The sequence below is a fragment of the Pantoea sp. RG18 genome, from assembly GCF_025910075.1.
GTDB classification, from domain to species: Bacteria; Pseudomonadota; Gammaproteobacteria; order Enterobacterales; family Enterobacteriaceae; genus Pantoea; species Pantoea agglomerans.
The window spans coordinates 320,391-336,773 of the sequence record NZ_JAPCIL010000006.1 but is presented as its reverse complement, the minus strand read 5'-3'; the positions used below and the strand labels follow the sequence as shown (position 1 = coordinate 336,773).

Genomic DNA, 16,383 nt, shown 5'->3' with positions numbered 1-16,383 from the left:
CATTAATAATAAACGGGCAAACCCCACTGAGGGGGCTATGCCCCTCAGGTAATGAAATGGATAATGTGAGAGCTAAATAATGAAAGAGATCATCAACGGATTTCTGAATTTCCAGCAGAATGTGTTTCCTGAAAGGAAGGATCTTTTCAAAAGCCTGGCATCAAATCAAAATCCGAAAGCGCTGTTCATCTCCTGTTCAGATAGCCGTCTGGTGCCTGAACTGGTGACGCAGCAGGAGCCAGGAGAGCTGTTCGTTATCCGCAATGCGGGCAACATCGTTCCCTCATTCGGCCCGGAGCCAGGCGGTGTCTCCGCCACTATCGAATATGCGGTGGTCGCGCTGGGCGTCTCCGACATCATCATCTGTGGTCACTCTAACTGTGGTGCCATGAACGCCATCGCCTCCTGCGCCTGCATGGATACCATGCCTGCGGTTGAGCACTGGCTGCGCTATGCCGATGCGGCAAAAGCGGTGGTTGAGCAGCGTGAGTATGACTCGCCAGAGAAGAAGCTGAACGAGATGGTCAAAGAGAACGTCATCGCCCAGCTGAACAACATGAAAACCCATCCTTCCGTCTCCGTCGCGCTGCGTAACGGTAAGCTGCGTCTGCACGGCTGGGTTTACGATATCGAAAGCGGCACCATTATGGCGCTGACCCAGGGTGGCAAACAGTTCATCACCCTGTCTGAGAATCCTGATACCTGCTTTGAGTAATCTTTTTCGCCCGCTGTGCTCTGCAGCGGGTTTTCCTGCTATTTATTCTGCATAACAGCGTTAAATCGCCTCTGTTATTCTGCATTTCCCCTCTGGCTTATCTATGCTTGCTTAAACCTTCCTGATACAAGCGAGTTGATGATGCGTAAAACTTCCGTTGCTGCTCTTCTGGCGGTCTCTGCCGTGCTGCTCAGTGGTTGTACTTCTCATGTTGCTGATAAGCAGCAATATTCAGGTTTTTTAAGCGATTACAGCCAGTTGCAACCGACGTCGTCAGCCAGTGGTGAACCGACTCTGCGCTGGATTTCACCCGATTATCAAAGCAGCCATTATAAAGATGTGCTTTATACATCGCTGATCTACTACCCGGCGGCGCACCCCACGCCACGCGTCACTCAGCAAACGCTGGATCAGGTGCTCAGTTACACCGAGATCCAGCTAAAAGGCGCGATAGCCACCCGCCTGCCGCTGGTGAATCAGGCTACGCCGCATACTCTGAAGGTAAGGGCCGCCATTACCGCCGTGTCAGCAGAAAATCAGGGCGTGCAGTTTTATGAAGTGGTACCGGTTGCCGCGGTCGTTGCCAGCACCATGGCGGCGTCAGGGCATCGTACTCAGAACAGCGAACTGTTTCTGGAAATAGAAGCCAGCGATGCGGTGACGGGCAAACCGATGATCCGGGTGGTTCGCAAAGCCTTTGGCAAAACGGTCAGTAACAGCAATACGCCGATCACCTTTGACGAGCTGAAGCCTGGGATCGATACGATGGTGCGTGACACGGTAAGTTTTAACGCGCCCTGACTCTGACGGGCGACAGCAGAGCGCTGTCGCCCTGATTAATCTTTTGTAAATCCTCAACATCATTGCAGAGGGGCTGACTACGCTTAAGGGCATTCTATCCCGTCAGGAGATCGTTATGGCCCGTTTCTCAACTGCCTTGTTGCTAAGTGGCTCCCTGTTCTGTACCGCCCCCCTGTTTGCCGCCGACGTAAAGGTCGAGGTATTACAGGATAAGTTACAACATCCATGGTCCGTCGCCTTCCTGCCCGACAACAAAACGCTGCTGATTACCGAACGTAGCGGACAACTGCGCAGCTGGAGCCCGGAGAGCGGCCTGTCGCAGCCGATCCAGGGCGTGCCAAAGGTCTGGGCAGAACGGCAGAGTGGCCTGCTGGACGTGGTGCTGGCACCCGATTTTGCCACCAGTCGTCGCGTCTGGCTTAGCTATACCGAAGCGAACAGCAGTGGCAAAGCGGGCGCGGTGGTAGGCGTGGGCACGCTGAGCAAGGATAACCGGCAACTCAGCGATTTCCGCGAGGTGATTCGGCAGACGCCGATGCTCTCCAGCGGCAACAACATCGGTACCCGGCTGGCGTTTGATACCCAGGGCTATCTCTGGATCGCCTTCGGCGATAACTTTGCCAGCAGCGCTGCGCAGGATCTCGATAAGCTGCAGGGCAAACTGCTGCGGCTCAACGCCGATGGCAGCGTGCCGGACGATAACCCGTTTGCGAAACAGCGCGGCGCACGGCCAGAGATCTGGGCTTATGGTTTGCGTAATCCGCAGGGGCTGGCGCTTAACCCCTGGACCGGCAAGATATGGGAAAATGAACATGGCCCGCGCGGCGGCGATGAAGTGAATATCATGGAGCGGGGCAAGAATTACGGCTGGCCGCTGGCAACCTACGGCATTGACTATAGCGGTGACAAAGTGCCGGAGTCACAAGGCACACAGGTTGCGGGTACCGAACCGCCGCTTTATCACTGGAAGGATTCTCCGGCCATCAGCGGCATGGCGTTCTACAATAGCGCCCGTTTTCCGCAGTGGAAAAACTCGCTGTTTATCGGCGCTCTGAAAGAGAAAAACCTGATTCGTCTGAGTATCAACGGCGAGAAAGTGGTGGAAGAGCAGCGTCTGCTGGACGATCAGAAGGCGCGCATTCGCGATGTGCGTCAGGGGCCGGATGGCTGGCTCTATGTGCTGACCGATGAGGCCAATGGCAAGCTGCTGAAAGTGGGATTAGCGCAGGACGCTGGTGCGTCCCGCGGCTAAGAGCCTGTCCCCGGGCTATTTTATTGGTCAGTCTGGGCCTGGGCAGTGCTCACACAGGCTGCTTTAACAACCTGAACGCCCGTCAGGGCGGCCCTGAAGGGGCGAGCGCAGCGAGTAATCCTCACGGACTACGTGTACTACGGATTGTGCCGCGCTGTCCGTGTCCAGGCTGCCAGCAACAGTTACGCCTGATGGACCAGGCTCTGAGTCAGCGCGCCCAGTGATAAACCTGCCAGCCGCGGTTTAACGCTTCCTTGTGTAACTGTTCGTCAGGGTTGATGACATGGGCATGATCGGCCTGTTCCAGTAGCGGCAGGTCGTTCATCGAATCGCTGTAGGCCCAGGTGCGGTCAAAGGCCTCGTCCTGCTGCAGCGCTTTCCAGTCACCCAGTCGCGTGACTTTGCCCTCTTTATAGGTCATGGTGCCGTAAGTGTTGCCGCTGTAGCGCTCGTCCACGATTTCAACGCCAATCGCCAGCGCGCCGCAGGCACCCAGCTTTTCTGCAATCGGCACCACCAGATGCTCGCCGCTGGCGGAGATGATCATGACCTTGTCGCCACGCGCCCGGTGCCACTCAATCCGCTCGCGGGCTGCAGGATAAACGCGTGGCATGATGTCGCGGTGAATGAAGCGGCGCACCCAGCCTTCAACGGTAAGCGTGGCCATGCCCGCCAGGGGAGAGAGTGTTTTATTCATATACTCTTCAATCGACAGCGTACCGGCATAGTACTGGCTCATTAATGCCTGTTCCTGATCAATCAGTTCACTGGGGGCGAATCCCTGTGATACCAGCCAGCGCAGCCACAGGCTGGTGCTGTCTTCACAAATGAGTGTTTCATCCAGATCAAAAAGGGCTAAGTCCATGGTCGGTCTCCTCGGCTGACTGGCGTTCAGGTTAACTGATATTTGTGACGGGCTTAACTCTTCTGCGAAAAATCGGAATTTCACGCAGTTTTAATAGCGACAGAATCGGGGAAAAGCGGCACGCGCGCGGCACTTATGCCAGGGTTACTCTACTAAACTCTAAAAAACTTTACGATTCGACGGTTTTTTTCGCTGCCGTCAAGGGTTAGCGTTTGAGTGAGAATTTTCTGCCCCTGGAATTTCGATTTAACAAGGACAATCCGGCCAAGCCCATGACAAACACTCGCTTCACATCTCGCCTGCGGCACCTTGCTGCCACTTCATTACTGATTCTTGCCCCCGTCAGCGTTTTTGCTGAGCAGGCTCCCGCCGCGCCAGGCATTGATGCTAAAGCGTGGATTCTGATCGACTACGCCAGCGGTAAGGTGTTAACCGAATCCAGTGCCGATCAGCGCCTCGACCCCGCCAGTCTGACTAAAATGATGACCAGCTATGTTGTGGGTCAGGCGATTAAAGCGGGGAAAATCAAGCCGGATGACCTGGTTACCGTCGGACAGGATGCCTGGGCCACCGGCAACCCTAAGCTGCGCGGCTCGTCGCTGATGTTCCTCAAGCCGGGCGATCGTATTCCGGTGCATGAGCTGAATAAGGGAATCGTGATCCAGTCCGGCAATGACGCCTGTATTGCGCTGGCGGATTATGTGGCGGGCAGTCAGGATTCGTTTATCGGCCTGATGAACAACTACGTGAAGGCGCTGGGACTGCAGAATACCCACTTTATGACGGTGCATGGTCTGGATGCAGAAGGGCAGTACAGTACCGCGCGTGACATGGCGCTGATTGCTCAGGCGCTGATCCGCGATGTGCCCGAAGAGTACGCGCTGAATAAAGAGAAAGAGTTCACCTTCAATAATATTCGCCAGATCAACCGCAACCGCCTGTTGTGGAGCACCAATCTCAAGGTTGATGGCGTCAAAACCGGCCACACCTCAGGCGCGGGGAATAACCTGGTCGCTTCAGCAACCGAAGGGGATATGCGTCTGATCTCGGTGGTGCTGGGCACCGCCAGCGATGCGATTCGTTTCCGCGAAAGTGAAAAGCTGCTGACATGGGGCTTCCGTTTCTTTGAAACGGTTACGCCGATTAAAGCGGATGCGCCGTTTGCGCAGCAGCGGGTCTGGTTTGGTGATCGCAGCCAGGTCAATCTGGGCGTGGCGAAAGATGCTGCGCTGACCATCCCTAAAGGGCAGATGAAGAATCTGAAGGCGAGTTTCAGACTCACTACGCCGCAGCTGGAAGCCCCGCTGAAGAAGAATCAGGTGGTCGGCACCATCGATTTCCAGCTGGATGGAAAAACGATTGAGCAGCGGCCGCTGGTGGTGATGCAGGATGTGCCGGAAGGCGGGTTCTTCAGCCGGATGATTGATTTCGTGATGATGAAATTCAATGGCTGGTTCGGGAAGTGGTTTTCATAAGTAAGCAGGGACGCTGATATGTTCCTCTCAGACGAGCGCTGTTTCTAAAACAGGATCTAACCGCAACGCATTAGCTCAGCGCGCAGGGAGCTGGGTCAGAAGAGGAAAGCGTCCCGCGCCAGGGATGGCGCGGGCCGAGCATGCCATGGATGGCGTTTTTTGCGTCTTTCCGATCTGACCCAGTTCCCTGCGCAGGCTCGATCTCACCGCTGTCAGGTGCAGTTTTTTTCCGACAGCTTCAGGGACGCTAACGCGTCCCTTTCTTAATCCTGCGTCCAGCCTTTGCGAATCGGCACGGCAAATAGCGACCGATAGAGTGGATTGATTACCGCCAGCATCCGCTCGCCATAGAACTGCCACGCCAGATGCGAAGCCAGACAGCTCAGCAGCCCCACCAGGAACCCGCCCAGCATATCCATTGGCCAGTGAACGCCAAGGTAGACCCGCGACCAGGCAATAGCGCAACCGGCCACCATCAGAACCACACCTGACCAGAGGCGATGCCAGAAGATAAAGGCCAGTGCAAAGGTGAATATTGTGGTGCCGTGATCGCTGGGATAGGAGTCATCGGCGGCGTGATGCAGGAACTGATAACCAAAACCGATAGCGAAAGGGCGGGGATGCGGCAACAGCTGGCCCACAGACCAGGAGATCGCCAGCGCATAGATCAGCGCCATACCGGTTTTCAGTACCAGCACCCGCTGCGAAGAAACCTGATCGCGCGGTCCCCAGAGCCACATCGCCACGATTAACAGCGGCACAATGGCGATCAGATCTTTGGCAAAAAACGTCGCCAGCTGCAGTAACCAGGCGGGTGAAGCCGGTGTGGCATTAATGGCAGTAAACAGTGAATGGTTCAACTCTTCCATTTCGGGATAAATTCCTCAGCAGACAGTCCGGTTAACGGCAGCTGGCAGCATCCCGCCAGCCCGGCCCGATAACAGCGGCAAAAAAAACGGTCAGCGACAGCTCGCTCACCCAATCAGCCAGCACAAATTGCTAACTAAACAGCGGTCTATCCTGCTTTTTACCGTTTTGTTCGTCTATAGAAAGGCTCTTAATCTGCCGTTGAGTTGTGTAACGGTTTAAGTTTTATGACACTTGAAGTTGCGAATCAGGCTGGGAATGACGGGGAAGGACGAAAAAAGGCATAAAAAAACCCGCCGGGAAAAAGACCAGCGGGCTCCACAATTTGGGGATTTCAAAGAAAAGCAGTGGCACTTATTATGACTATCCCTTAACAATAAAGTTCTGGACGCAGGCAAAAAAATTTTATAGGGGCAATATCGGCCAGATAATCACAATCAGCGTTCCCGCCAGCGTCAGCAACACGTTGGCGATGGCATAGGTCCCGGCATAGCCCAGCGCCGGAATATTGCTGCGTGCCGTATCACTGATGATCTCCATGGCCGGTGCGCAGGTACGTGCGCCCATGATGGCGCCAAACAGCAGGGCGCGGTTCATCCGCAACACATAAGCACCAAACAGATAGCAGATGATCACCGGAATCAGGCTGACCAGCAGGCCGCACAGCAGCATCAGCGCACCATCGCTGCTCAGGCCGTGATTAATGCCGCTACCGGCACTCAATCCCACTCCCGCCATAAACACCATCAGACCGAACTCTTTCACCATAGTGAGCGCGCCCTGCGGAATATAACCAAAGGTTGGATGGTTGGCGCGCAGGAAGCCGAGCATGATACCGGCGAACAGCAGGCCCGCGGCGTTACCAATACCAAAACTGAAATTGCTGAACTGGAAGGTGATCAGACCAATCATCAGACCCACGATAAAGAAGGCGCAGAAGGCTAAGAGATCGGTCATCTGACTGTGAATCGCGATAAAGCCAATGCGATCCGCCACGCTTTTCACTCGTCGTGCCTCGCCGCTGACCTGCAGCACATCACCTTTGTTAAGCATGATACTGTCGTCGATCGGCATCTCAATCTGACTGCGTATCACCCGGTTCAGGAAGCAGCCGTGATCGGTGAGGTTTAACTTGCTGAGGCGTTTGTTTACCGCATTGTGGTTTTTCACCACGATCTCTTCAGTGACGATGCGCATATCCAGCAGGTCGCGGTCAAAAACCTCTTTGCCGTTGCGGAAGCTGGGGTCGAGCCGGGCGTGAGCATCGGGATAGCCCACCAGCGAGATATCATCACCGAGCTGTAACACCGCATCGCCATCGGGACTGGCGAGAATACCGTTGCGGCGGATGCGCTCAATGTAGCAACCGGTCTGACGATAGATACCCAGTTCGCGCAGGTTTTTGCCGCCGCTCCATGCCACCAGTTCCGGACCGACGCGATAGGCGCGGATCACCGGCAGGAAAACTTTGCGCTGGCTGTCCGCATCCAGACCGCGTTCCCGGGCGATCTGCTGGGCGCAGGTGGGCAGATCCTGATGTTGCAGACGGGGCAGATAACGTGCGCCGAAAATCAGACTGACCAGGCCTATCAGATAGGTCACGGCATAACCGAGGCTCAGCTGATCCTGCATCAGTCCAAGCTGTTTCGGATCGCTGATGCTTTGCCGCAGGGTATCGCCCGCTCCGACCAGCACCGGCGTTGAGGTCATCGACCCCGCCAGCATGCCGGCGGTGAGGCCGATATCCCAGCCAAAGAGTTTGCCCAGTCCCAGCGCCAGCAACAGTGCGCTGACCACCATGACGATGGCGAGCATGAAATAGTTTTTGCCGTCGCGAAAGAAAATGGAAAAAAAGTTGGGACCCGCTTCGACGCCGACACAAAAAATAAACAGCATAAAGCCCAGACTCAATGCATCGGTATTGATCGTAAAGTGCTGCTGGCCTAATAAGAGCGAAACCACTAATACGCCAATCGAATTTCCCAGCTGAACCGAGCCCAGACGCAACTTACCCAGACAGAAGCCGAGCGCTAAAACGACAAACAATAACAAAATGTCATTTCCGCTTAACAATCCTGCGACGTTAATATTCACTGTTTAACTTCTTGTTTACATGTAACCTATTGAAGAGTAGCCTGTTTTTCGCTATCGTGAGCAGGCCGTTGAGGTGCTGTTGCATCAGTACTGCAAATGGAACCTTTACCGCGGCGCTATTCTAATCACAAATATCTTTCACAGCCATTGGCTGTTTTCATTCGTTGCCACAGCGAACTGTTTCTTTTTATTTCCAACTGAACGCATCAGGGTTATCAGCAGGTTATTGTCGGGGTTACTTTTAATCAGTGGGGTGGTATGCCGCAGCGTTCTTATCTCTGGACTACCCGCCTGTGCGGCGTGGTGTTGTATAGTCTGGTGTTTGTCTTTACCTGTCATTTCTGGCAGGTCGGTCCCGGCCCGCTTCGTGGTCAGCCCGAATTACTGCTCTTTATGTTGCCCGGTATTGTGATGGCATTGGTGCAGGTGGAGAGCCCGCTAAAAAGCACCCTGCTGATGGGGCTATGGGGAACGTTACTGGCAGCACTGCTGTTAAACAGCAGCCTGTTTATCCACAGCAATGCACTTTTTGTGGTCGCATGGAGCCTCAGCGCGCTGTTCTGGGCAGGCTGCGGGGCTTTGCTGGTACGGTTGATGCAGATAGTGATGGCATCACTCAATTAAACTGTGTTGGGCGATGGATGACCGGCAGAGCGCAAAAAGGCGAGACAGGAAAATCCTGGCTCGCCTTTTTCATTCCGGGTATCAGCGCTTACGCGGCAAATCCCAGATTCTCTTTGGTCCAGGCCGCAAACTCGGTGTAGCCACCGATATGTTTTTCGTCGACGAAAATCTGTGGCACGGTGCTGACCGGTTTACCGGCGCTCGCTTCCAGGTCGGCTTTAGTAATGCCTTCTGCGTTAATATCGACATACTGGTAGCTAAAATCATCACGTTCAGCGGTTAGTTTGTCGGCCAGTTCATGGGCACGCACACAGTAGGGACAGCCCGGACGACCAAAAATAACAGCAATCATTGAGAACTCCTTGCAGCGACTATTATGTGATGTGTATCACACAATGAAACAGAGAATGGCAACCATGATGCCCGCTCGTATCGCTTAAGGAAAGCAGGATTTGCCTGTTAGTCTGATGCCCGCACGCTATCGCTGCCCGGTCAGGAAGCCTCTGAATCAGAGGCTTTTTCGCGCCGTCAGCCCGTGTATCTCGCGCAATTTTTGGGTTGTTGACCATAATTGACGCTCAGTCAGCCGCTAAGGCAGGAGGATATCATGCAGAGTGTAGCCAGATTACCCCGGTTTGTGGTGGTGCTGGAGGCGGCTGGCGGCCTGTTAATCGTGGCCGCGCTGCTGCTGATCAACCACTGGCTTCCGCTGCCAGACAAGGCGGATGTAAAAACGCTGGCCACTGTGCTGTTTATTGCTGGCGTGGTTCTGATGCTACCTGCTGCCTGGCTGTTAATGTGGCGCACCGCGAAAGCGATAGCACCACAGCTGTTTAATCAAACTGACAAAAAAAGATAATATTGCTGGAGACTTTATGACACCGACCATTGATTTACTGTGCAGCCATCGTTCAATCCGTGCCTTTACTGACCAGCCGGTCAGCGAAGCACAGCGTGAAGCGATTATTACTGCGGCGCAATCGGCGTCCACATCCAGTTTTTTACAGTGTTCTTCCATTATCCGTATCACCGACAAAGCCCTGCGCGACAAGCTGGTGACGCTGACGGGCGGACAGACCTGGGTCGCGGATGCGCCTGAGTTCTGGATCTTCTGCGCTGACTTTAATCGCCACCTGCAGATTTGCCCTGATGCGCAGCTGGGTCGTGCCGAGCAGTTGCTGCTGGGCTGCGTCGATACCGCGCTGATGGGTCAGAATGCCATGGTCGCAGCGGAATCGCTGGATCTGGGCGGCGTCTTTATCGGCGGAATCCGTAACAGCATCGCGGAAGTGACCGAACTGCTGGGCCTGCCGAAATTTGTTCTGCCGCTGTTTGGTTTTTGCCTGGGCCATCCGGAGTCAAAGCCGGACGTCAAACCGCGTATGCCGCACGCGATGCTGGTGCATGAGAACCGCTATCAGCCGCTGGATCCGGCGGTACTGGCCGAATACGATAGCCGCACAGAACTCTATTATCAGCAGCGCGGCAGCAACCAGCGCAGCGAAACCTGGAGTGAGCTGATCCAGCGCCTGATCATTAAAGAGACGCGTCCGTTTATGCTCGATTATCTGCATCAGCAGGGCTGGGCCACGCGTTAAGCCAGTAAGGGAGAGCAGCGATGAAGATAGCTATCCTGTCGCGTGATGAGACGCTCTACTCCAGTCGGCGACTGCGTGAGGAGGCCGCCGCGCGCGGCCACCTGGTCCGGATCATCGATCCGCTCTCCTGCTATATGAATATTAATCCCGCCTCACCGGCGGTTCACTACTGTGGTGAACCGCTGGGCCATTTTGATGCGGTTATCCCGCGCATCGGCAACCCTATTACCTTTTATGGCACGGCCGTGCTGCGACAGTTTGAGATGTGCGGCAGCTATCCGCTGAATGAGTCCGCTGCCATTACCCGCACCCGTGACAAATTGCGCTCGCTGCAGCTGCTGGCACGGGAAGGTATCGACATGCCGGTCACCGGCTTTGCCTCATCGCCCGATGACACCGCTGATCTGATTGCCCTGGTCGGCGGCGCGCCGCTGGTGGTCAAGCTGGTGGAAGGCACCCAGGGCATTGGCGTGGTGCTGGCGGAAACGCGGCAGGCGGCGGAAAGCGTTATCGATGCCTTTCGCGGCCTGAATGCCCATATTCTGGTGCAGGAGTTTATTAAAGAAGCGCAGGGTCGTGATGTTCGCTGTCTGGTGATTGGCAATCAGGTGGTGGCAGCGATTGAGCGGGTGGCGAAAGAGGGCGACTTTCGCTCTAATCTGCATCGCGGCGGCAAAGCTTATCCCGTCGTCATTACGCAACAGGAGCGCCAGATCGCCGTGAAAGCGGCGGCTACGCTCGGGCTGGAAGTGGCGGGCGTCGATATTCTGCGCGCCCATCGCGGCCCGCTGGTGATGGAAGTTAACGCCTCGCCCGGTCTTGAAGGCATTGAAACCAGCAGTGACCTTAACATCGCCGCCCTGATGATCGAGCGGATTGAGCAGCAGGCCATCCCCGGGCTCCGTCCTAAAACCGCTGGCTGACACGCGCTTTTCAGCGGTTTTCATGGCATCGTCGCGCATTTTTCCGTAAGCTAAGTCGCCTGTTTATCACCCCACTGGGATTTTACGATGGATTCTCTTGTCGTTCCGGATATCGACCTGCTGCGTCGCTGGCTGGATCAGCAAAATATCACCTGGTTCGAATGCGATGCCTGTCAGGCACTTCATCTGCCGCACATGCAAAACTTCGATGGGGTGTTTGACGCCAAAATCGATCTGGTCGACAACGTCATTCTGTTTTCGGCGCTGGCTGAAGTGAAGCCGACGGCGCTGATTCCACTGGTTGGCGATTTGTCGCAGATCAATGCCAGTTCGCTGACGGTGAAAGCATTTATCGACATTCAGGATGATAATCTGCCGAAACTCATTGTCTGTCAGTCAATGATTACCACCGCCGGGTTAACCTTTGGTCAGTTCTCGCACTTTATGAAACAGAGTGAAGAGCAGATCTCGATGGTGATCCTGGAAGCCTTTGCCAACAATCTGTTGATCGTGGGCGAAGAAGAAGAGCACGTTCCGGTGACCAGCGTTCATTCTGTGCTGCACTAGCCAGACATGGTCACACACTGAGCCGTCCCTGAGACGGCTTTTTTATGCCCGCCATCCGCTGCCGCGATAATTTTTTATTCTGCATTTTGCCCTTTAACGCCAGATATTAGTCGTGGTTTATGCCATCAAAGCCGAACCTCATAGCTCAAACATGCATAAAATATCGCTTTCAGGCGTTTTTTACGCTGGGGTCTGGTGAAGCCTGACCGGGGGGGCTATGCTTGCGGGGCTGTAACAGGCGCGTAACTGCGCCTCAGCTATAGGTTTTTGCTATTAAACTCCCGCTGAATAATGATTCATTGTGTCACTGACGTCTTGTACAGAACGCAATGCAGGGATCTCTGGTTTGCAGCGTTGTAATGACCCGCTCAGGAGGATGGAAAAATATGTTCAACTCACGTCAGAAATGGCTGTCAGCTGTGGTAGCTGCTGCGCTGATGGCCGCATCGGCCAGCAGCATGGCGGAAGATAAAACGCTGCACGTCTACAACTGGTCCGATTATATTTCGCCAGATACCGTGCCGAACTTTGAAAAGCAGTCCGGCATCAAAGTGGTCTACGATGTGTTTGACTCTAACGAAGTCCTGGAAGGCAAACTGATGGCGGGCAGCACCGGCTATGATGTGGTGGTGCCATCCTCCAGCTTCCTGGCGCGTCAGCTGCAGTCCGGGGTATTCCAGCCGCTGGATAAGAGCAAACTGGCTAACTACAAAAACCTCGATCCGGCGCTGATGGAAAAAGTGGCGCAGCACGATCCGGGTAATAAATATGCCATTCCCTATCTGTGGGGCACTACCGGTATCGGCTACAACGTCGACAAGGTCAAGGCCGCACTGGGCGCTGATGCGCCGGTCAACAGCTGGGATCTGGTGCTGAAGCCGGAAAACCTGGAGAAGCTGAAAAGCTGCGGCGTCTCCTTCCTGGATGCCCCAGAAGAGATTTTCGCCACGGTGCTTAACTACCTGGGCAAAGATCCTAACACCTCTGATGCCAAAGAGTATTCCGGCGCGGCCACTGACCTGCTGCTGAAACTGCGTCCGAATATCCGCTACTTCCATTCGTCGCAGTACATCAACGATCTGGCCAACGGTAATATCTGCGTCGCCATTGGCTGGTCGGGCGATATTCTGCAGGCGAAAAACCGTGCTGATGCGGCGAAAAATGGCGTGCATCTGGGCTACAGCGTTCCGAAAGAGGGCGCACTGGCCTTCTTCGATATGATGGCGATCCCGAAAGATGCGAAAAACCTCGATGGTGCTTACGCCTGGCTGAACTACATCATGGATCCGAAAGTGATCGCCGATGTCTCCAACAAAATGAACTACGCCAACGGCAACAAAGCGTCGCTGCCGCTGATCAATGCCGACGTCCGCAACAACCCGGGTATCTTCCCGACGCCAGAAGCGATGTCGAAATTGTTTGTGCTGAAAGTCCAGGATCCTAAACTGGATCGTGTGCGTACGCGCGCATGGACTAAAGTAAAAAGTGGTAAGTAATTCGTCCTTAACGGATTGACCTGTCATGTATCAGCAACAGAGGCGCGGTGTCGGCCTCTGTTGTGCCATTTTTAGCGGCAAATTTTGTCGCCATGTTCCGCCTGGCTCCGGAGAGAACCTTTGTGAACGATGCCATTCCCCGTCCTCAAAATAAAACCGCAAAGGCGTTAACGCCACTGCTGGAAATTCGCAATCTGACCAAATCCTTTGACGGGCAACACGCCGTGGATGATGTCAGCCTGACAATTTATAAAGGTGAGATCTTTGCCCTGCTGGGCGCATCGGGCTGTGGTAAATCAACGCTGCTGCGCATGCTGGCCGGTTTTGAGCCGCCAACCAGCGGGCAGATTGTGCTGGATGGCCAGGATCTGTCCCACGTTGCTCCCTATCAGCGCCCGATCAACATGATGTTCCAGTCCTACGCGCTGTTTCCCCACATGACGGTGGAGCAGAATATCGCCTTTGGTCTGAAACAGGATCGGCTGCCGAAAGGGGAGATCACCAGCCGGGTAGCAGAGATGCTGGCGCTGGTGCATATGCAGGAGTTTGCTAAACGCAAACCGCACCAGCTCTCCGGTGGTCAGCGTCAGCGTGTGGCGCTGGCCCGCAGCCTGGCGAAACGGCCAAAACTGCTGCTGCTGGATGAGCCGATGGGGGCACTGGACAAGAAGCTGCGCGACAGGATGCAGCTGGAAGTGGTCGATATTCTGGAGCGTGTTGGCGCCACCTGTGTGATGGTGACGCACGATCAGGAAGAGGCGATGACCATGGCGGGCCGTATCGCGATTATGAATCGCGGCAAGTTCGTGCAGATTGGCGAGCCGGAGGAGATCTACGAGCATCCTACCAGCCGCTACAGCGCGGAATTTATCGGTTCGGTTAACGTCTTCGAAGGCTTACTGCGTGAACGTCAGGCGGATGGCCTGGTGATCGACAGTCCCGGCCTGATGCATCCGCTGAAAGTCGACTCCGATGTCTCGGTGGTGGATAACGTTCCGGTCCATGTCGCGCTGCGCCCGGAAAAAGTGATGCTGTGCGATGAGGTGCCTGCCGATGGCTGTAACTTTGCGGTGGGTGAAGTGGTCCACATCGCCTATCTCGGCGACCTCTCTATCTTCCATGTCCGTCTGCACAGCGGACAGATGATCAGCGCACAGTTGCAAAACGCGCATCGCTACCGCAAAGGGTTGCCGACCTGGGGTGATGAAGTCCGCCTCTGCTGGGAATGCGACAGCTGCGTGGTGTTGACGGTTTAAGGAGCGGCTATGAGCCAGATTTTCCAACGCGCTAAAGCGCCTGCCCGACTGGTCGGCACGCCGCTGCAACGCTGGGCCACGCGGATAAAAATGCAGCATGGCCGCAAGCTGGTGATCGCCTTGCCTTATGTCTGGCTGGTGCTGTTGTTTCTGCTGCCGTTTCTGACGGTGCTGAAGATCAGCTTCGCGGACATTGCGCGTGCGATTCCCCCCTACACCGAGCTGGTGAGCTGGGCTGATGACCAGTTCAGCATTGTGCTCAATTTCGGCAACTACCTGACGCTGACCGACGATCCGCTCTACGTCGATGCCTATCTGCAGTCGCTGAAAGTGGCGGCGATCTCCACGGTGATCTGTCTGCTGATTGGCTACCCGCTCGCCTGGGCCGTGGCGCACAGCAAGCCATCCATGCGCACCATTCTGCTGCTGCTGGTGATCCTGCCGTCGTGGACCTCATTTCTGGTGCGCGTCTACGCCTGGATGGGGCTGCTTAACAACAACGGTATCCTGAACCGGTTCCTGCTGTGGCTGGGGGTGATCGATCATCCGCTGGTGATCCTCTACACCAATACAGCGGTCTATATCGGTATCGTCTACTGCTATCTGCCGTTTATGGTGCTGCCAATCTACACCGCGCTGACCCGCATTGATTACTCGCTGGTGGAAGCCTCACTGGATCTGGGTGCGCGTCCGCTGAAGACCTTTTTCAGCGTGATTGTCCCGCTGACAAAAGGGGGCATTATCGCCGGATCGATGCTGGTGTTTATTCCGGCGGTGGGGGAGTACGTGATCCCTGAACTGCTGGGTGGCCCGGACAGCATCATGATTGGCCGTATCCTGTGGCAGGAGTTCTTTAACAACCGCGACTGGCCGGTGGCCTCCGCGCTGGCGGTTATCATTCTGCTGATCCTGATTCTGCCGATCATCTGGTTCCACAAGCATCAAAACCGTGAAATGGGAGAGAAGGCATGAATAATTTGCCAACCATTCGCTCACCCTGGCGTACCGGTATTCTGGTCTGCTGCTTCCTGTTCCTCTATGCGCCGATGCTTCTGCTGGTGGTTTACTCATTCAACAGCTCACCGCTGGTGACGGTGTGGGAGAGCTTCTCGTTCCACTGGTACAGGGTGCTCTTCCAGGACAGCGCGATGATTGACGCCGTGCTGCTGAGTCTGAGCATTGCCGGTCTCTCCGCCACCATGGCGGTGGTGCTGGGCACGCTGGCGGCGGTGATTATCGTGCGCTTTGGTCGCTTCCGCGGCCACAACGGTTTTGCCTTTATGCTCACCGCGCCGCTGGTGATGCCCGACGTCATCACCGGCCTGTCGCTGCTGCTGCTGTTTGTGGCAATGGGCAACGCCTTTGGCTGGCCGAGCGAACGCGGCATGCTGACCATCTGGCTGGCCCACGTCACCTTCTGTACCGCCTATGTGGCCGTGGTGATTAACTCGCGTCTGCGTGAGCTGGACCGTTCCATCGAAGAGGCGGCGATGGATTTAGGCGCAACGCCGCTGAAGGTCTTTTTTGTGATTACCGTGCCCATGATTGCACCGGCTATTGTGACCGGCTGGCTGCTGGCGTTTACCCTGTCACTCGACGATCTGGTGATTGCCAGCTTTGTGACCGGGCCGGGTGCCACCACATTGCCGATGGCGATCTTCGCCACCGTGCGACGCGGCGTTAACCCGGAAATCAATGCGCTGGCTTCATTGATCCTGTTTGTGGTCGGTTTAGTGGGTTTTATCGCCTGGCGGGTGATGGCACACGAAGAAAAACAACGTTTAAGCGATATTCAGAAAGCTAAACGTGGCTGAAATCCGTAACCTTTGCCACTATATGAACGGGCCGGT

Annotated in this window: 17 protein-coding genes; 13 read left to right on the top strand and 4 right to left on the bottom strand. The window is 55.3% G+C overall.

Features of this window, described 5'->3' with window-relative positions; all coding sequences use genetic code 11:
• Positions 1-79: 79 nt before the first annotated feature.
• The 3 genes from OK409_RS08260 (at position 80) to OK409_RS08250 (ending at position 2,768) form a co-directional block, all read left to right on the top strand.
• Positions 80-715 (top strand): carbonic anhydrase, encoded by a 636-nt coding sequence (locus tag OK409_RS08260; RefSeq protein ID WP_010254395.1) that lies wholly within the window; start codon positions 80-82, stop codon positions 713-715.
• A 141-nt stretch (positions 716-856) separates the two neighbouring features.
• Positions 857-1,516, top strand: a complete 660-nt coding sequence (locus OK409_RS08255; RefSeq protein WP_022625967.1) for a DUF3313 domain-containing protein — start codon at positions 857-859, stop codon at positions 1,514-1,516.
• A 115-nt stretch (positions 1,517-1,631) separates the two neighbouring features.
• Positions 1,632-2,768, top strand: coding sequence for a PQQ-dependent sugar dehydrogenase (locus OK409_RS08250; protein ID WP_010254401.1), 1,137 nt, complete (start codon positions 1,632-1,634; stop codon positions 2,766-2,768).
• Positions 2,769-2,976: 208 nt separating this feature from the next.
• Here OK409_RS08250 and OK409_RS08245 read toward each other — a convergent pair whose 3' ends face one another.
• Positions 2,977-3,633 carry an HAD family hydrolase gene (locus OK409_RS08245; protein ID WP_022625965.1) on the bottom strand — a complete coding sequence of 219 codons (657 nt, stop codon included), beginning with the start codon at positions 3,631-3,633 and terminating at the stop codon, positions 2,977-2,979.
• A gap of 272 nt (positions 3,634-3,905) precedes the next feature.
• Here OK409_RS08245 and OK409_RS08240 point away from each other — a divergent pair, with 272 nt between their 5' ends.
• On the top strand, positions 3,906-5,108 hold the full coding sequence (locus OK409_RS08240; protein ID WP_010254406.1) for a serine hydrolase: 1,203 nt from the start codon (positions 3,906-3,908) through the stop codon (positions 5,106-5,108).
• 263 nt (positions 5,109-5,371) lie between these two features.
• Here the strand turns inward: OK409_RS08240 and ybjG are convergent, their stop codons facing one another.
• Both ybjG and OK409_RS08230 read right to left on the bottom strand, forming a co-directional pair.
• Positions 5,372-5,977: an undecaprenyl-diphosphate phosphatase gene (ybjG, locus tag OK409_RS08235; RefSeq protein WP_010254408.1), complete on the bottom strand. Its 606-nt coding sequence runs from the start codon at positions 5,975-5,977 to the stop codon at positions 5,372-5,374.
• A gap of 403 nt (positions 5,978-6,380) precedes the next feature.
• The gene (locus tag OK409_RS08230; RefSeq protein WP_264366962.1) at positions 6,381-8,069 is read right to left on the bottom strand and encodes an aspartate:alanine antiporter; all 1,689 of its coding nucleotides are present in this window, start codon (positions 8,067-8,069) and stop codon (positions 6,381-6,383) included.
• 258 nt (positions 8,070-8,327) lie between these two features.
• Here OK409_RS08230 and ybjM point away from each other — a divergent pair, with 258 nt between their 5' ends.
• Entirely contained in the window at positions 8,328-8,693 is a 366-nt protein-coding gene (gene ybjM, locus OK409_RS08225; RefSeq protein ID WP_010254412.1) for an inner membrane protein YbjM, read from the top strand.
• An 88-nt stretch (positions 8,694-8,781) separates the two neighbouring features.
• Here the strand turns inward: ybjM and OK409_RS08220 are convergent, their stop codons facing one another.
• Positions 8,782-9,045, bottom strand: coding sequence for a GrxA family glutaredoxin (locus tag OK409_RS08220; protein WP_010254413.1), 264 nt, complete (start codon positions 9,043-9,045; stop codon positions 8,782-8,784).
• A 255-nt stretch (positions 9,046-9,300) separates the two neighbouring features.
• Here OK409_RS08220 and OK409_RS08215 point away from each other — a divergent pair, with 255 nt between their 5' ends.
• From OK409_RS08215 to potI, 8 genes are all read left to right on the top strand, one after another.
• On the top strand, positions 9,301-9,552 hold the full coding sequence (locus tag OK409_RS08215; RefSeq protein WP_010254414.1) for a DUF1418 family protein: 252 nt from the start codon (positions 9,301-9,303) through the stop codon (positions 9,550-9,552).
• A gap of 16 nt (positions 9,553-9,568) precedes the next feature.
• Positions 9,569-10,291 carry an oxygen-insensitive NADPH nitroreductase gene (nfsA, locus tag OK409_RS08210; protein ID WP_158149446.1) on the top strand — a complete coding sequence of 241 codons (723 nt, stop codon included), beginning with the start codon at positions 9,569-9,571 and terminating at the stop codon, positions 10,289-10,291.
• 20 nt (positions 10,292-10,311) lie between these two features.
• Positions 10,312-11,214: a 30S ribosomal protein S6--L-glutamate ligase gene (rimK, locus tag OK409_RS08205; protein ID WP_264366961.1), complete on the top strand. Its 903-nt coding sequence runs from the start codon at positions 10,312-10,314 to the stop codon at positions 11,212-11,214.
• A gap of 87 nt (positions 11,215-11,301) precedes the next feature.
• Entirely contained in the window at positions 11,302-11,781 is a 480-nt protein-coding gene (locus tag OK409_RS08200; protein ID WP_022625960.1) for a YbjN domain-containing protein, read from the top strand.
• 386 nt (positions 11,782-12,167) lie between these two features.
• A complete protein-coding gene (gene potF / locus OK409_RS08195; RefSeq protein WP_264366960.1) occupies positions 12,168-13,277 on the top strand; it encodes a spermidine/putrescine ABC transporter substrate-binding protein PotF in 1,110 nt (369 codons plus the stop codon).
• A gap of 122 nt (positions 13,278-13,399) precedes the next feature.
• A complete protein-coding gene (potG, locus tag OK409_RS08190; protein WP_010254420.1) occupies positions 13,400-14,533 on the top strand; it encodes a putrescine ABC transporter ATP-binding subunit PotG in 1,134 nt (377 codons plus the stop codon).
• 9 nt (positions 14,534-14,542) lie between these two features.
• Positions 14,543-15,505 carry a putrescine ABC transporter permease PotH gene (gene potH, locus OK409_RS08185; protein WP_010254421.1) on the top strand — a complete coding sequence of 321 codons (963 nt, stop codon included), beginning with the start codon at positions 14,543-14,545 and terminating at the stop codon, positions 15,503-15,505.
• On the top strand, positions 15,502-16,347 hold the full coding sequence (potI, locus tag OK409_RS08180; RefSeq protein WP_010254422.1) for a putrescine ABC transporter permease PotI: 846 nt from the start codon (positions 15,502-15,504) through the stop codon (positions 16,345-16,347). The genes potH and potI overlap by 4 nt, the downstream gene beginning before the upstream one ends.
• Positions 16,348-16,383 lie beyond the last annotated feature (36 nt).

Bases quoted from the DNA above. Each gene is read 5' to 3' on its own strand.
- OK409_RS08260 (WP_010254395.1), top strand. From the start codon at position 80: ATGAAAGAGATCATCAACGGATTTCTGAATTTCCAGCAGAATGTGTTT.
- OK409_RS08255 (WP_022625967.1), top strand. From the start codon at position 857: ATGCGTAAAACTTCCGTTGCTGCTCTTCTGGCGGTCTCTGCCGTGCTG.
- OK409_RS08250 (WP_010254401.1), top strand. From the start codon at position 1,632: ATGGCCCGTTTCTCAACTGCCTTGTTGCTAAGTGGCTCCCTGTTCTGT.
- OK409_RS08245 (WP_022625965.1), bottom strand. From the start codon at position 3,633: ATGGACTTAGCCCTTTTTGATCTGGATGAAACACTCATTTGTGAAGAC.
- OK409_RS08240 (WP_010254406.1), top strand. From the start codon at position 3,906: ATGACAAACACTCGCTTCACATCTCGCCTGCGGCACCTTGCTGCCACT.
- ybjG (WP_010254408.1), bottom strand. From the start codon at position 5,977: ATGGAAGAGTTGAACCATTCACTGTTTACTGCCATTAATGCCACACCG.
- ybjM (WP_010254412.1), top strand. From the start codon at position 8,328: ATGCCGCAGCGTTCTTATCTCTGGACTACCCGCCTGTGCGGCGTGGTG.
- OK409_RS08220 (WP_010254413.1), bottom strand. From the start codon at position 9,045: ATGATTGCTGTTATTTTTGGTCGTCCGGGCTGTCCCTACTGTGTGCGT.
- OK409_RS08215 (WP_010254414.1), top strand. From the start codon at position 9,301: ATGCAGAGTGTAGCCAGATTACCCCGGTTTGTGGTGGTGCTGGAGGCG.
- nfsA (WP_158149446.1), top strand. From the start codon at position 9,569: ATGACACCGACCATTGATTTACTGTGCAGCCATCGTTCAATCCGTGCC.
- rimK (WP_264366961.1), top strand. From the start codon at position 10,312: ATGAAGATAGCTATCCTGTCGCGTGATGAGACGCTCTACTCCAGTCGG.
- OK409_RS08200 (WP_022625960.1), top strand. From the start codon at position 11,302: ATGGATTCTCTTGTCGTTCCGGATATCGACCTGCTGCGTCGCTGGCTG.
- potF (WP_264366960.1), top strand. From the start codon at position 12,168: ATGTTCAACTCACGTCAGAAATGGCTGTCAGCTGTGGTAGCTGCTGCG.
- potH (WP_010254421.1), top strand. From the start codon at position 14,543: ATGAGCCAGATTTTCCAACGCGCTAAAGCGCCTGCCCGACTGGTCGGC.
- potI (WP_010254422.1), top strand. From the start codon at position 15,502: ATGAATAATTTGCCAACCATTCGCTCACCCTGGCGTACCGGTATTCTG.